17 protein-coding genes are annotated in these 15,480 nt (G+C 38.2%); 11 read left to right on the forward strand and 6 right to left on the reverse strand.

Going from position 1 to position 15,480, the window contains the following annotated elements:
- Positions 1-16: 16 nt before the first annotated feature.
- Together FW768_RS10265 and FW768_RS10270 are read right to left on the reverse strand one after the other, a co-directional pair.
- Positions 17-649 (reverse strand): hypothetical protein, encoded by a 633-nt coding sequence (locus tag FW768_RS10265; protein ID WP_153395121.1) that lies wholly within the window; start codon positions 647-649, stop codon positions 17-19.
- A 13-nt stretch (positions 650-662) separates the two neighbouring features.
- Positions 663-995, reverse strand: coding sequence for a hypothetical protein (locus tag FW768_RS10270; RefSeq protein WP_153395123.1), 333 nt, complete (start codon positions 993-995; stop codon positions 663-665).
- A 284-nt stretch (positions 996-1,279) separates the two neighbouring features.
- On the opposite strand from FW768_RS10270, the gene FW768_RS10275 reads away from it, so the two are divergent.
- From FW768_RS10275 to FW768_RS10325, 11 genes are all read left to right on the forward strand, one after another.
- A complete protein-coding gene (locus FW768_RS10275) occupies positions 1,280-2,119 on the forward strand; it encodes a T9SS type A sorting domain-containing protein (RefSeq protein WP_153395125.1) in 840 nt (279 codons plus the stop codon).
- A 92-nt stretch (positions 2,120-2,211) separates the two neighbouring features.
- Positions 2,212-3,573: a phosphatidylinositol-specific phospholipase C domain-containing protein gene (locus FW768_RS10280; protein WP_153395127.1), complete on the forward strand. Its 1,362-nt coding sequence runs from the start codon at positions 2,212-2,214 to the stop codon at positions 3,571-3,573.
- A 162-nt stretch (positions 3,574-3,735) separates the two neighbouring features.
- Entirely contained in the window at positions 3,736-4,974 is a 1,239-nt protein-coding gene (locus FW768_RS10285) for a hypothetical protein (RefSeq protein WP_153395129.1), read from the forward strand.
- Positions 4,952-5,422 carry a VOC family protein gene (locus FW768_RS10290; protein ID WP_153395131.1) on the forward strand — a complete coding sequence of 157 codons (471 nt, stop codon included), beginning with the start codon at positions 4,952-4,954 and terminating at the stop codon, positions 5,420-5,422. Before FW768_RS10285 ends, FW768_RS10290 begins: the two co-directional genes overlap by 23 nt.
- 141 nt (positions 5,423-5,563) lie before the next feature.
- Positions 5,564-6,181: a hypothetical protein gene (locus tag FW768_RS10295; protein WP_153395133.1), complete on the forward strand. Its 618-nt coding sequence runs from the start codon at positions 5,564-5,566 to the stop codon at positions 6,179-6,181.
- Positions 6,182-6,353: 172 nt separating this feature from the next.
- Entirely contained in the window at positions 6,354-6,995 is a 642-nt protein-coding gene (locus FW768_RS10300; protein WP_153395135.1) for a hypothetical protein, read from the forward strand.
- 423 nt (positions 6,996-7,418) lie between these two features.
- The gene (tyrS, locus tag FW768_RS10305; RefSeq protein WP_153395137.1) at positions 7,419-8,615 is read left to right on the forward strand and encodes a tyrosine--tRNA ligase; all 1,197 of its coding nucleotides are present in this window, start codon (positions 7,419-7,421) and stop codon (positions 8,613-8,615) included.
- A 54-nt stretch (positions 8,616-8,669) separates the two neighbouring features.
- On the forward strand, positions 8,670-9,206 hold the full coding sequence (locus FW768_RS10310; protein ID WP_153395139.1) for a hypothetical protein: 537 nt from the start codon (positions 8,670-8,672) through the stop codon (positions 9,204-9,206).
- Between the two features lie 3 nt (positions 9,207-9,209).
- Positions 9,210-9,731 carry a 3'-5' exonuclease gene (locus FW768_RS10315; protein ID WP_153395141.1) on the forward strand — a complete coding sequence of 174 codons (522 nt, stop codon included), beginning with the start codon at positions 9,210-9,212 and terminating at the stop codon, positions 9,729-9,731.
- Positions 9,732-9,857: 126 nt separating this feature from the next.
- The gene (locus FW768_RS10320) at positions 9,858-10,310 is read left to right on the forward strand and encodes a hypothetical protein (RefSeq protein WP_153395143.1); all 453 of its coding nucleotides are present in this window, start codon (positions 9,858-9,860) and stop codon (positions 10,308-10,310) included.
- 45 nt (positions 10,311-10,355) lie between these two features.
- A complete protein-coding gene (locus tag FW768_RS10325; RefSeq protein WP_153395145.1) occupies positions 10,356-10,805 on the forward strand; it encodes a GNAT family N-acetyltransferase in 450 nt (149 codons plus the stop codon).
- Positions 10,806-10,961: 156 nt separating this feature from the next.
- Here the strand turns inward: FW768_RS10325 and FW768_RS10330 are convergent, their stop codons facing one another.
- The 4 genes from FW768_RS10330 to FW768_RS10345 are packed head-to-tail and all read right to left on the reverse strand — an operon-like array spanning position 10,962 to position 15,477.
- Positions 10,962-12,473 carry a helix-hairpin-helix domain-containing protein gene (locus FW768_RS10330; protein WP_153395147.1) on the reverse strand — a complete coding sequence of 504 codons (1,512 nt, stop codon included), beginning with the start codon at positions 12,471-12,473 and terminating at the stop codon, positions 10,962-10,964.
- Positions 12,474-12,476: 3 nt separating this feature from the next.
- Positions 12,477-13,760 carry a PP2C family serine/threonine-protein phosphatase gene (locus tag FW768_RS10335; RefSeq protein ID WP_153395149.1) on the reverse strand — a complete coding sequence of 428 codons (1,284 nt, stop codon included), beginning with the start codon at positions 13,758-13,760 and terminating at the stop codon, positions 12,477-12,479.
- Between the two features lie 12 nt (positions 13,761-13,772).
- Positions 13,773-14,816 carry a TerY-C metal binding domain-containing protein gene (locus tag FW768_RS10340; protein WP_153395151.1) on the reverse strand — a complete coding sequence of 348 codons (1,044 nt, stop codon included), beginning with the start codon at positions 14,814-14,816 and terminating at the stop codon, positions 13,773-13,775.
- A gap of 22 nt (positions 14,817-14,838) precedes the next feature.
- Positions 14,839-15,477: a vWA domain-containing protein gene (locus tag FW768_RS10345; RefSeq protein ID WP_153395153.1), complete on the reverse strand. Its 639-nt coding sequence runs from the start codon at positions 15,475-15,477 to the stop codon at positions 14,839-14,841.
- Between the last annotated feature and the right edge of the window lie 3 nt (positions 15,478-15,480).

Here is a 15,480-nt window from a genome sequence, read left to right on the forward strand (position 1 = left end):
AAAATCTTCAAAATAATTATACTCTTTTTCTGTGGAAGGAAAAATACTCGATCAGAATAAAAATCTGGTACACAATAAACATCACTGCATTGATTACCCAGATCTCTTTATGCACATTTCTATCCATAACCACGTACAGATTCCCTGATAAAAACAGCACTGTACTGCTGATCAGATACATAATGAGCCCCAAAACCATATAATTATATTTTTTTTCGCCATCCAGTATATTATATAAGTGAAACAATCCCAGAATAATGATGGCGTAAGAGGTAACAAAAATTTCAAACAGATTGAAAATGTAATATTTTGCCGGATCTGCAATGTATTGCAAAATCAGGACGGTGGGAATAATCATTAAAAAAAACTGTGCAGTTTTCTTCTGATACCGTTCCGTCAGAATCTCACGAAAGAACAGTCCCAGCAGTAGGAATTGGCCTATCAGATAATAATGAGAGAAAAACAGATTATTGATTTTCTGATAGCTCAGTATGTAAAATACAGCTTCACATATTGATATCCAGATTAAATAGCCCATAAAAAATCTATAGGCCTTCCCGGAACCGGAAAAGCCTATGGTATATACGGTCAGGTTAATCAGCAGAATACCTTTTCCAATTAGCGATGGTATTTCAATCCATTGATACAATGATCCTTCTATTTTAAATTGTTTCTTCCCACCATTTATTAGCAGAACATGCAGTAGGGCAAGGAGTTGTCATATCATAAATATACCATCTTCGATCGGGATCTACCATATCATTACCATACGGATCAACGCCTACCATCAGAAATTTATACTCACCCTCATCGGTAATGGCATTATATCCGCGAAACCTTTCGGTTCCGTTGTCAATCTTAAAGATTTCATACACATCAATGGATGGGAGAAGGTGAGAAATGATCTGGATACCTTTAATTTTTTCCTGTTTCTGCCAATTATTTATCCATCTTCTGGCGTCTTTTAATGGCACATGTAATACGGGTTCTTCCATAGTTTAGCTTTTTTTAAAGTTACGTAATTCGTTCATAATATAGAGTATTAATCTCTGTATATTTTACAAAAACAAAGAGTTGAGATCTTCTGTTTCTGTTTTCAAAAGTAGAATAATCCAGGAATTGAAAACCACGTATTTCTACCTGTTTTTCAATTCAGCCTGTAATACGCTGTTTTGGCCTTTTATTTCACTGTTACTTTGGGGTAAGATATGACAGGGAAAAACCAGCCCTTGTTACATGCTTTAAGAACAAAAAATATCCATTTTTAAAAATCTATATCATGAAAAAAATTTTCTTTTTTGCAATCCTTGCTTTCTTAAGCAATATTGCAGGCATCAGTGCACAGACAAGCACAATGACTTTTGAGAATGCAATTAATGGCAGCACAAGCTTTACCAATAACGGGTATACGTTTTCTATTGTTTCACAAGCAGGAACTTTTAGAATTCAGGCCAATTATCCGGGTACAGGATGGAACGGAACAGCAAATGATAATGTTTATATTGATAATACGGGAACCACCAATATTAACTCTCCTTCTTTCAGCGTTAAAAGTACTTCCAGATTCACTGTACCAAAGTTTTGGGTGTTTTTAAGCAATACCCAGCTGAATCAATCTAATTCATCAGGAACATTGATCATTACAGGAAAACTAGGAGGTGTCACTAAATTTACCACCACCAAAACATCGGGATTCAACACTACTTTCAATGCAACAGCAGGAACAACAGGGGTCTACAATGGTTTTACCCTGATTGATCTAGCCACCCTGAATAATCAGAACAACAGCAACACTCCAATTGACGAGCTCCAGCTGCAATCTACCGGGAGCTATGTTTATATGTGCCTTGACGCCTTTACCTGGGCAAAAACATCCACACTGGGAACAGCCGAAAATAAGATTAAAGACAAAACGGCAATATACCCTAATCCTACCTCAGGAATTTTCCATCTGAATGTGGAAAAAAACAACAGAGTTTCTGTTTATGATCAATCAGGAAAGCTTGTGAAGTCCACAGAAGCTGTAAAAGGTGACAACGAGATGGACATTACCGCACTTCCCGACGGAGCTTATCTTATCACCACAGATTCCGGAAGCTATAAAATCATAAAAAAATAACAGCGGAAAAATAAAATGGAGACCAGAAACCATTTATCAAACGGGGCAGATTCCGAAAAGCCATATGAGTAGGGAAACTAATCAATATAAAAATGAAAACATTTTCACAAAACTGGATGAGCCATCTTCCCAATCATCTGAAAATTACTGATCTTACTATTCCCGGAACTCATGACAGCGGAACTTATCCGGCCTGGGATTCAAGCTACCTTACCAAATGCCAGTCCCTGAACATCTCTGAACAGTTAAATGCAGGTATACGATTTCTGGACATCCGTTTAAAACGCGGAACGCGGGCAGACAAGGATCATGTGCTCTGGGTGTATCATGGGATTGCAGATATGGATATCAGTTTCAGCGGAACCATTATGAATGAATGTCAGAAATTTCTTTCAGAAAACCCGGGAGAAACCATACTGATGTCCATCAAAAATGAAAGTGACCCCGACAGCAGTAAAGACAAAAACAAATTCTATGATGATCTGACCGGATCTGTCAATATAGGACATTTCCCGGGCCTTTTCTACACAGAAAACCGAATACCCGCATTGAGTGAAGTAAAGGGAAAAATAGTGCTCCTCCGTCGGTTTGGACTGGGAGACCGGGCTGACATAGGAATTGACCTTTATGACCAATGGCCGCATGACAGCACCAAAGAATTCAGCAATCACGGCATCGCCTTGTATGTTCAGGACAGGTATGATGACTGGAAAGATGATATAGAAGATAAATTCATAAAGGCTGTAAAACCTGTCCTGGAAAAAGCTTCATCATCACTTCCGGACAGTCTTTTCATTAATTTTACCAGTGGAACCAGCGGTAATATATTTTATGAAGGACCAAGAGGCATTGCAGAAATTGTCAACCGTCTTTTTTTTAATTATCTGTATAACAAACCTAAATCCCGATATGGAATTATTCCGATGGATTTTCCGGAAATCCCGCAGGATAAAGCCCTGATTAATCGTCTTTTCTCCTGTAACCCTTTTTCTTTCAGTTCTGAAACCATGCAACACGGACAGATTTATGAAGTTCGTACAAGACTGGACCTTAACAAATGTATGGATGTCAATCAAAACAGCCAGCAGGACGGAACCCCAATCATTGTGCATACCGCAAACGGCCAGCCCAATCAAAGATGGAAACTGGAAGCTGCGGGAGACGGTTATTTCTATCTGCATGCCCAGAATACTCCCGACTCTGTTCTGGATGTAAATGGCTTAGGAAAAACTGACGGAACAGCTGTTATTCTTCAGAAAAAGAATGGCGGGGATAATCAGAAATGGAAAATCAACCGTCTGGAAAACGGATACTTCACCTTAAATCCAAAACATATTTCCACCATGTCACTTGATTTATTTGGGGCATCAACAGAAAACGGATCATTAATTAAAATTTTCCAGGCTTCAACCGGTGACTGGGCAGAGCAATGGGCATTTATTCCGGTAAGATGATTCCAAACAATATAAAAAATAATTACAATGGGAGCACCCCAATTTCTGAAGCATTTTATCTTATTTAATTTTAAGGCCAATAAAAAATAGACAGAATCTGATTTGTCTATTTTTTTGTTTCTCACTTTGTGTATCTTTATTCACACGAAAAAATATCAGTTAATGGACCATCTTCATGGAAAAGTAAAATCGGTGAAAGAATATGTATTGGATACTATTCGTGAAGAAACCCTCTACACCCCGGAAGGACAGATGTCAGAAAAGAAATTATACAGGAAAGGTGTTCTGACAAGTATCGAAAAAAGATATGGAAAAGAGGGTATGCAAGTCAGGGAACTTCACCGTCTGGGAAAAAATATGCCTGATACGATTGTCTATCATTTCACGGATCCATCAGGAAACCTCAACAAAAAAGAGACTTATGATCTGAACGGCAATTTTCTGGAGGAAAAAAAGATGGGGAGTACCTTTATCACCTATAATTCTACAGGAAAACTGGTCAGCTTTATTAAAGACGGGATCACTCTTTTTACCAAACAGTTCAATGCACAAAATCAGGCTCTGGAAGAAATATCATTTACCGATTCCGGTGAAGAATGGTCTGTTGTTACCTATTCTTATGCTGGAAATTCTATTACCAAAAAAACATTTGATGCAGAAAAAAGACTGGTGAGGCTAAAATATCTTGTCTTGGATGAAAAGAAAAGGATCTTACAGAGTTTTGCCTTTTCCAGATATGATATTCATGTTTATGATCTGTATGAATTGTATAACAAGGAAATCACCTCCAGGATTACACCAGAAAATTTCAAAAATATAATCTCAGACGGTCTCCCGGAACAGGCTGTTTTCCCTTTACAAAATAACGGACTGTATGCAGATGAAATTAAAAATCTCCTTGAAGAATTTAGATATGATATGAATGGAGCACTTCTTCCCGGCTACCCACCGATCCATTTTTTCAATGAATTAATAACATTGGGTTATGATGAATCTGACCGGGAAATTTACTCTGCAAGATTCGTTTACTGGCCTGATTTTGACGAAACGGAACTTACTCAATTGGAGTTTTCAGAAAATAAATACGATGACCGCGGACTTTTAACGGCCCACACCAATACTATCACAGAAAAAAATTATGATTTCGGAGGCAGCTATACATATACTTACGAATTTGATGCTGAAAACAGAATCATCAAAAAAATCAAAACGGGCAGCAGCTTCAGCATCACTGCTGTTTCTTATGAAAACGGAAACAGAATTGAAATGGAAGAAACTGAAGATCACCGAAAGTTCACCCATATTTTTGATTCCCATAATAATTTAATCTACTACGAAGATGCTTCAGAAAAAGAAAACGGAAAATGGTCACAGTCCTATGAAATCACCTATTATAACTAGAAATTATTTATATTTTGCATTTTTCCTGCTCTTATTAAATGCCTGCACTCCAAAAGAAACTCCTATAAATACATCCAATCCCGTTGTTTACTTTGAAATTCCCGTTACTGATCTGCAACGCGCTGAACAGTTTTACAAGGCTGTTTTCGGGTTCAGCTTTGAAAAAGAAATTATCGACCGTTATGAAATGGCATTGTTCCCTTTTGAAGAAAAAAGCAGCGGCATTACCGGAGCTCTGGCCAAAGGAGATGTTTACAAACCCAGCAAAGAAGGCGTTATTATTTATTTCAAAACAGATAATATTGATAAGACTTTAGACAAAGCCGTTCAGAATGGCGGAAAAATTCTCTATCCGAAAAAAACAGATGATAAATATGGTTTTGCCGTAGCTGAATTTGAAGACTCGGAAGGAAACAGAATTGCCCTTCACGAAACTCTAAAAAAATAAGGAGTGTAAAGACAGTTCAGACGGTATTTACACTTATGATAGAACAAATTAATTATTATTATCAAATTGTGAAAAAAAAATCTTTACCTTAGTTCACGGAAAAGGGCTTACCACCTTAAAAAACCAAGCTATGCATAACATATGGCAAATGAACTTTTTTTCATAAAAACCAATCCTACTATTGCCAAAATTAATTTGTTCAATAAGATTGACCGCGAGGAAGAACAGATGATGAAATTTCTTCCGGATGATGCCCGGGTAAGCCTTGAAATTATTAAGAAAAAGGTAAAGGATTCTGTGGAACACCTTACCAAAGATGAACTTTCCACTATTTTTGCATGGTTCAACAGCCTTTATCCTTCCGACATTGAAGAAACCAAAACACAGCTTTTCATCAACGGAATTGATCTCTTCTATGAAATCTCCCATAAAGACCGGGTGGCAAGTTTCCAGCAGCTTCTTACCGATTACGAAAATTATTCCCAGCAAAATCTGGAATTCATTATGGATTCCCAAAATTTCAATCAGTTTCTGCTTTACGGAATATTTATCACGGATATAGCTTCGGAAGAAAAAGGCAGTGTGAATATGCTTTCCCATTATTTAAAGACCGACCATCCTACGCTCTACTCTTTTGCAGAAGGCCAGTTCAAAAAAAGTCCGGAAATAGAAAATCATTCTGAATTGCAGCTATCTTTCGGAGAACTCTATGATCTTACCCGATTTTATAAAGGTTCAATCATTAAACTTGACCAGTAAATATTTTAAAAATCATTCAAAAAAATCTGCGGGAGAAAAAAATAGCTTCATAAGTACCTATAACAGGAATAATCATGTAAAAGGTTCTACCCAACAGGTTAAATTTGAAGAATCCGGTAGAGCCGGTGGTAATAATTAAGTATAATTGCTATTTTTAATAAAAATTATAGCCTTGGATGAAAATTATTTAGAAGCAGCACAAAAATATATCCAGGAAACTGCTGGAAATGGATTCGGTATTCCTGATGAAAGTATTGATATTCATGAAGATGTATTCTGCTTCTGTTATCAGCCTGACCTCTATTTACAGACTTTGAACCCCGTAGATATGCAGATCGGACCCGGACCTCATGTTTTAGTTAAAGCAGATGAAAGGATATTTCCTTATTCCGGTTCATATTCTTATGCAGAAGCCATTCAGGAAACCAGGATGAAACTGTACAGGGAAAAAATCATTAAAAGTATACATTCAGGCTATCAGCTTGATAAAGAATATATCCTGATCATCGAAAAAATACATCACGAAGATCAGCTGGTATCTGTTTTAAGAGAATACAAAGCAAGTTTTATCATACCGGAAATTATAGGAAATTCTATTTATCGTACAGCAAGAACTTACCAAAAAAGCGAATTGAAAAAAAGGTTTGAACTTCTCCCTGCAGAATTTAATAAACTTCTTGGAGATTTTTCTGCTGCATTAACCAACATTATTGAAACTTATTGCTGTGAATTCAGCCTGAAAGAGAAAGATCATTATCCGTATGCATCATATACCGGAAATGCCGGAGAAAAGGATTATGAAACGATCTGGTAAAACGGCCTACGCGGTTCTATAATAAGAGAAGATTTACTCTGTTTTGGAAATGAATAATTTATGGCATGGTATTGGATAAAGGAATGGCAAGTAAAATTGTTTTGAACCATTATTTTAAACCATTAGGATTGGTAAAATGATTAAAATTTTTAAGTTTTTTTGCTAAAATATTACCTTACTTGTTCCAAACAAGGCATCTTAATGGTTTAAATATTGGAATTCTATGAAAAAACAGTTATATTTACAATACACATGAAACACCTGAACAGCATATTGCGTCTTCCATTCTTCAGTGAGTATTACTCCCCGATCAGCCGTTCGGGAAGACCTTCTATATCTGTGATTCAATAAGAATATTCTAACCAATCATATAGAGCCCGGACAACAATGTCCGGGCTTTTTCATTTTTAAAATTAATATAACATGATCAGTACATTACAAACAAATGCCGCCATCATCCTCCCTGAAAACGGACTGGAACAGAAACTGAAACAGGCAGAAGAAGAGAACAGAAAACTAATGATCAAGCTGGGCTTTGATCCCACGGCTCCGGATCTTCATTTAGGCCATGCCGTAGTTCTCAAAAAACTGAAACAGTTTCAGGAACTGGGACATCAGGTTATCATTGTAGTAGGAAGTTTTACAGCAAGAATCGGAGATCCTACAGGAAAAAACAAAGCAAGAAAACCTCTGACTGCTGAAGAGGTAAATCATAATGCACAGACCTACATCAGCCAGCTTTCAAAGGTTCTTGATCCGGAGAAAACCCAAGTTGTTTTTAATTCTGACTGGCTGGATGCAGTCAGTTTTTCAGAGGTCATTCAGCTGATGTCAAAAGTAACGGTAGCCCAGCTGATGCACAGAAACGATTTCAACAAGAGGTTTACGGAAAATACACCCATTGCAATGCACGAACTGGTTTATCCTATCCTCCAGGGATTTGATTCGGTGAAGATTGAATGTGACATTGAAATGGGCGGTACAGATCAGCTCTTCAACTGTACAATGGGAAGACAGCTTCAGGAAGTTCATGATCTGCCGGCACAGATTGTTATGTGCATGCCCCTGCTGAAAGGTCTTGACGGAAAGGAAAAAATGAGTAAATCTCTTAACAACATTATCGGACTGACGGATGAACCTAATGAAATGTTCGGGAAAACCATGTCGATCCCGGACAGTCTTATTGATGAGTTTATTGATCTTACCACCGATTTTTCCATTGAAGAAAAGAACCATTTAAAACAAAAGATAGAAAACGGTGAAAACCCGATGAACATTAAAAAATTAATCGCCAAAAATATCATTGTCCAATACCATGATAAAGCTTCAGCAGAAGATGCTGAACAATTTTTTGAAAATCAGTTTCAGAATAAAAATTTTGAAGAGAAAGTCTATGAAAAAGTTTTAATGAAATCTTTGAAACATCAGCATACGATTTCTTTAGTTGAACTTTGTCATCATTTAAAAAATGACCTCAGCAAATCTGCCATACGAAGACTGATTCTGAATGGAGGAATCCAGATTAATGATATCAAAATAACAGATCCTGAACAGGAAATTGAACTGAAAAAAGAAATGAAGATCAAAATCGGGAGAAGAAGTTTTTTTGAACTGGTATAAACTTTCCAACTGCAGGAATAATTTCAATATATTCGCTGGATCAAAGAAAAAACAATGACCACGAAAGAAATTTTCCTGCTCGTTCAGGATGAACTTTACGCGCAGAACGTTGATACGGAAATCAAAGAAGATGAAATTGTATGGACAGACCATTACGGAGCTGAAAATTCGGTATTGGCATGGCAGACCGCTGTCAGTGATAACGGATGGGCAGCCTGGTGGCTTCGCAACGATGTAGGCAATGATATGGTAAAAATATGGCTCAGAAAAGATACTGTTGTTACCTGGCACCCACCGCTTAATACCATGTGCCAGCCTTCGGTTGGAGGCCGTTTGATGTTTTTTGAAAATTATCTTATTGCCCGGTATTATGATAAGCATGGAGAGAGGATTTTTATTTTCAATATTCATACTTTAAATAAAACAGAGATATTCGTTATACCCTCAAAATTTAAATCCTATGGCAATGAACTCATTGTAGGAAACAGCTTCAACAATCAACTGCTAAAGATTACTACGTATCCGGACCGTATGGAAAAGGAAGAAGTTGATGAGGAATATATGAAGATCCGAAATATTAAATTTGATTAAGTTATGAGCTACTTTATGGTGGATATAGAGTCAGACGGCCCTATTCCCGGAGATTTTTCAATGGTCTGTTTCGGTGCTGTACTGGTTGATGAAAAACTGGACCGGACTTTCTACGGAAAGCTCAAACCCATATCGGATCAGTTCAATCCTGATGCGCTGGCGGTTTCAGGCTTCAGCAGAGAGGAAACAATGAATTTTGATGATCCGGAACAGGTGATGCTGGCCTTTGAGGAATGGATTAAAGAAAACTCTAAAGGAAGACCTATTTTTATCAGTGACAATAATGGTTTCGACTGGATGTTTATCTGTTGGTATTTTCATCACTTCACAGGCAGAAATCCCTTTGGTTACTCTTCCCGTAGGCTTTCTGATCTGTACTGCGGACTGGAAAAAGATACGTTTGCTCAATGGAAGCACCTTCGTAAGACAGAACATACCCATAATCCCGTAGATGATGCGAGAGGAAATGCCGAGGTTCTGCTTTATATGAAAGAAGAAATGGGGCTGAAAATTGTTCTGAAATAACTCAATCAATCGGATTATGGGAAGAAATACGGCCATTTATATGTTTGATATAAAGAAAGCCATTTTCATTCTATAGACAAAGATCGTGCAGCATCGGAACAGATACTTCAGGAGCTGTACAATGGTTTGGGGATCACGCTGCTTTATGAGGTTCCTACTTCTACCGTGTGCTACTGTTATATGTTTCAATACGGAAATTACACCCATTACTTTCCGGTTGATCAAATGACAGACGAAGATATCGGTCTTACTGTTGATTCAAAAGATTTTCTGAGGTTCAATGATTATATGATTCTTCTGGCCAAACAAATTCTGGACAGCAGACTGGATGGCTTTGAATATACTTTTACTGAACTTGAAGAAAAAACAGTCTTTGAAATTAAGGATAATCCGGGTAATAGAACTATCTTGGAAGAAGCGGAAAATGAATTCGAATATCTGAAAAAGATGTTCAACAAAGACAACATCGCTACACAAACAGTCTGCAGGGCCTATGATTTTTTTCTATGTTCTGCAGCCATGAAATCTAAAATTAATGCTGATAAAAATACAAGAATCATTATTTTAGACTCCTGTTAATGGTACTGCAATGGTATCTGTAAGATGAAATGAAAAAATAAAACAATGGATCCTGACCTGCACTATGAAAAAGCCAATGAAGCTGATATTGATTTTCTTCTCAGCCTGAGAATGAAAACCATGAATCCTCATTACGAAAAATCCAATTTACCTACTGACCGTGAAGCTACTTTGCAAAGAGTTCTTTACCAGTTTGATAAAGCCCATATTATTTTCTTACACCATCACCCCATCGGATTATTAAAAATAAACCGGACAGAAGACAAAACAGAAGTTCTTCAGCTGCAGATTGATCCGGAGCAGCAGGGCCGCGGGCTGGGAAAAAAAATATTGAAAGATATCCTTGATGAAGCCTCAGAAACAGGAAAAACAGTCACCCTGAGCGTATTAAAAACCAATAAGGCACAGAACTTATACTCTGCTTTAGGATTTAAAATTATTGGTGAAGATGAGCATTCTTATTTTATGGAATTTTCAGGGGAGAAAAAATCATAAAACCTGCAATTAAGAATTTAAAACATCCACAAAAATCTGTGAAATCTTAGCGATCTGTGGGAAATATGTAACTACAACAGACACAAAAGATTTAACACTTTATCAATAAGTTTAACTGCATAAAAGAGCACCTTAGTTTTTAGAAATCTACGATTTTTATTGATTCGCCAGCGTTACATAAATTAGTCTGCCTCCTTCTTCAGCAGATAAAAGGATCTTTTTGCCGTCAGTCAGTTCAGTCATTGAGCCCGGCGGAATTTCTTTCTGTTCCGTAACATCTTTCATTGAAGTAAGACTTTGATTGACCAACACCCATTTTCCCTGATGAAACGTAAAATATCCTACAGGCATTTTGTCCTGCATGGTAAGATTTTCATTTCGGATCACTTTCCGGGAAACGTGCCATTTGAAAAGATACTGGTTATTGTAAACCATTAATCTGTGGTTTTCGGGTTTCCATACCTCATCATCAAATTTAAAATATAGATCCAGCACGGGTAGTGTTCCCTGATGCGGTGTACCACAGAAAGGACATTTTGGATTGCTGGTGTTATCAAAAACATACCATTTTTCCGTACAGGATGCGTTAGAGCAGGGTTGTATAAGGTCTACTGTCTTCAGCAAGGCCGTTTCCCATTCATTAGCCAGGGGACGTCTTATCGGGTCATGAAGGCCATCAACAAAAGCCTTTTTGAACAACTCAGAAAGATAAGGACCGGTAATGGTATACGGAATTTTTTGAGGATCGCCCCAGAAAGTCTCCCACTTTTTCAGATGATCAGGCTTGACATGGTTCACAGAATCATCAGGATGTTCCACAAATGTAGCTTTTTCACCCATAGAAAGTATTTCATCCTTTTCAGAATCCAGATCCCATATTTTTCCTCCTCTCAATGGATGTCTTCTCAAGAGGTACATATAGATCAGCGCTGCGAGGGCATGAAGGTCTGTTTTCTGGTTAGGCAGATGTCTTCCGGGATCCTGAATATTCAGATGTTTGGTCTTCAGTACTTCAGGAGCAATAAAATCAGCGGTTCCAATCACTTCGGGAGGGAATAATTTTGGTACCACTAATCCGTCAATATCAATAATACAGGCTGATTTCGTTACCGGATCCACCAGAATATTATTATAAGAAAGATCCGAATGAGCCAGGCCCATCTGGTGAAGCTTTTTCACTCCCCTGCTGATATTGATGGCAATCTGAAAATAACTCAGCCAGTCACCCAGTTCCGACTGGTCAAGCCTTAACGGGTACTGCTGGTTTCTGAACATCGGGGAAGTAAACCATTTCCCCACTTTATCTTCACCCTGGATATTATCTGAACCGATATACCCTTTAGCAAAGAAGAATTTATTGTGATATACGGGAACAACAATTCCCGTAAGCTTTCCTTTTTCCACAATATCATACGGCCATCTGAATATTTCGTTCAAAAAGTATTCTGATGAAGTTCCGCTTTGTATATTTCCGAGATAAGTAGATACGATCCGCATGATACGCTCTTTCTGTCCGGCATCGATGGGATTTCTGTAAAAGGCTACGACATAATCTCTCTCGGGAGAAAAATAGACATCTTTTACTCCTCCCCGAATGGGATTTTCATCTACATATTCATATGATTTGGATGTGTCTAAAATAGAAACAACCTTAACAGTCTTTTTCATGTTTTAATAGATTATGGCAAGGGTTCTGTCATCGTGATTTCCTCTGCTCCAGAAATCGGCCCATTGCAGAAGCTGACGGTCAATATCTGTATCGTTGATAAAGTCAACTTTTGCACGGTCATCATTATTTCCGTTGAGGTCATTAAAAAAAGTTGTCCAGCTTTCCAGATCTTCCAGTTTATTTTCCGTCATGAATTTCGGATCATAAATCCCGTCAGTCATCAATACCAGATAGGAAAAATCATTCACACAGGTCATTCCGAAACGGGAAATCATCTGATCATTGAAGATCTCGTCCATGGTAATAAAGCGGGTTCCTCCGCTGAATTCTCCTACGTCCATCCGGTTTAACAGCTTTACTTCGGAAAAATCAGGGCTGATGAGATTAATCGGACAGTCTCCTACTCCAAAGGTCAGAAAAACATATCCGAAATCAAACTTCTTAGCCAGCGCAAAAATAAGTGTGGTATGAAAATCTTTGATGGAAAGTGAATGTTCAGATGCTGTTTTATCTAAAACCTGATAGACATACTTTACACTTTCAGATAAAATTCCGGTAATATTTTTTTCTGCTTCGGAATGTACTCCGGATGTAACGTTATAAATGACTTTTATATTTTTTTCAAGCTCGCTTAATTTTGCTTCTGAGCCAAAAAATTCATTCACTGAATGTACAGCCAGCCTGGAACCTTCCCGTGCCATTTCCGCGGAACCGGCTCCATCAGATACAGAAACAATATTCCATCCTTCAGAAAGTTCATTTACGGCAAAATCGTCTTCCCGAAACCGTCCGTCATGGGCGTGTGAGCGACCTCTTTTGGAGGCAGCCACCATTTTTTTATCTAAAAAAGTTCCTTTCCATGAGACTTCATCAGATTTATAGAAAATAGCGTTGGTATCACCGGGAATATTTTTCCAGAGGTCTTTGGGGTCTGCATTGACATACAGCTGAACTCTTTTAAGGTCTGAATTGTTTTCATCCCGGATATGGTAAAATTCAATATCCAGATCATACACACTACCTCCTGTGGGAATTCCGGTAATCCTATTTTCTTCAAATTCCAGTCCGGTTTCCTCAATATTTCCGATAGTTCTGATTCTGATATTGGGAAAATCCTCCAGTTCAAAACTGAATTCATAAAACTGTCTTGAAGTAGCATTTTTCAGGACCAGATAAGCTTCTCTGAACTCTTCTTTTTCTTTAAAGATCAAAGCCCTTTCCCTCGCTTCTTCACCTCCGGAAGCTTGTTCTTCTTTCCCGCTATTATTAAAAAAAATACTGCCCATATTGTGCTACTGTTACCCCAACGTTCTGTTAATATCATACCCTCCGCTGGAGAATCCATAATGATCGGATGTTCCGCACCATGGACACTTGTTGTATCCTTCTCCTTTCAGACAGTGAATTCCGCCGCAGGAACAGGTCGCCAGCGCAATAGGGTTGGCACAGTGAGGACAGGATGTTCCGCCCTGAAGTTCTTCAATAGAGATTTTCAGATTATTTCTCTGGGATGAAGAAAGTCTCATATATGCTTTTTCATCAATTTTATAGGCACCGTCCAGTTTATAATATCTTGTGGACATGCCCATAATTCCGGAATCTGTAAAGGCTTTCTTAAACTTCATCAGATACAGTTTTTCAGTTTCTGAACATTTACCGTTCAGCACTATAAAATTGTTGTCCGGAAATCTTTGTTCCATTTCAGGATCTACCTTTTCCAGAATAATGGAGTCGATCTTTGACAGATTGATTCCTTCTTTATTGGCTTCGGTAACACTCTGGCTGGTGGTTTTAATAGAATCTGTTACCCATCTGAAGAATTCTTTATAGGAATTTTCATCGGAGTTGTTGAAAAGCAGTACATTTTCAGCTAAAGAACCGAGCAGTTTATAGTTGGTATTTTCTCCGATGGATACGGCAATGGTATTGGCTTTTCCTCCATATTTGGTATTCCATCTTTCGATCGCTTTGGTAGCATCGTCTGTAGGAACTCCATCTGTAAACAGAAAAACAATAGGTTTCCAGTCGCCTTTCCTTTCGTAGGTTGTTTTTACAATATCCCGGTCTATGCAGTCCATGACTTTAATCAATCCCTGGGATAGTGATGTTCCGCTTCCAATCGGAATTTTCGGCGGATAAAAGCTGATGATGTCCTGAAGCGGAGTAATGACTTCGGCTTCTCCGGCAAAACCGATCACAGAAATATAAACCGTTTCCAGTGAATACGGATCTTTTTTTAATTCTCTGATGATGTTGGCAATACCTTCCTGTACCTGTTCGATAGGCTCTCCTACCATAGATTCAGAAATATCAACCAAAAAATAAATCGGTAGTCTTCTCATGATTATAGTGTAAAGACGGTAATTAAATAATAATATTAAGCTCTGATGGCGGCGGCGGAAGCGTTACATTTTCTCCCGCATTCTGTGAATGCCCTCCCTGTGTAATGGAAGAACTTACCCATCTGAAGAAAGAAGAAAGCGTAATCGCATCTGTTGTATCCAGTTTTACCACATGATCAGTCAGTTCTTTCAGAAACTGTTCATCGGCTTTCGGACCTGCTGCACAGCCTACAATCGCGCCAAATTCAAGACCTCTGATCACAGGAATCATCTGTCTGTATTTCTGAATATCAGAAGGTTTTCCATCCGTAAATATAAAAAGTAACGGCTGCCAGTCTCCTTTTTCGTCTCCGGATCCTTTTACCAGATCCTTCTGAACGAGTTCCGAAACCATTTCCAATGCAGCGCCCGTATGAGTAGGCCCGCTGTCCGGACAGGTAATTTCCATTGGATAAAAGCTCGCAAGATCAATCAGCGGAATGATATTTTTAACCTCTCTGTCGAAAGTGATGACACTCAGGTGAAGGCTGTCCATGGCCTGAGGATCTGCTCTGAGCATGCTGATAAGCCCGTTAAATCCGTTATTAAGTGCCTGGATAGGTTCTCCGTTCATAGAGCCGGAAGTATCCAGTAAAAAGTATGCTAATAATCTTCTGGTCATTGT

Source organism: Chryseobacterium vaccae (assembly GCF_009602705.1).
Classification (GTDB): Bacteria; Bacteroidota; Bacteroidia; order Flavobacteriales; family Weeksellaceae; genus Chryseobacterium; species Chryseobacterium vaccae.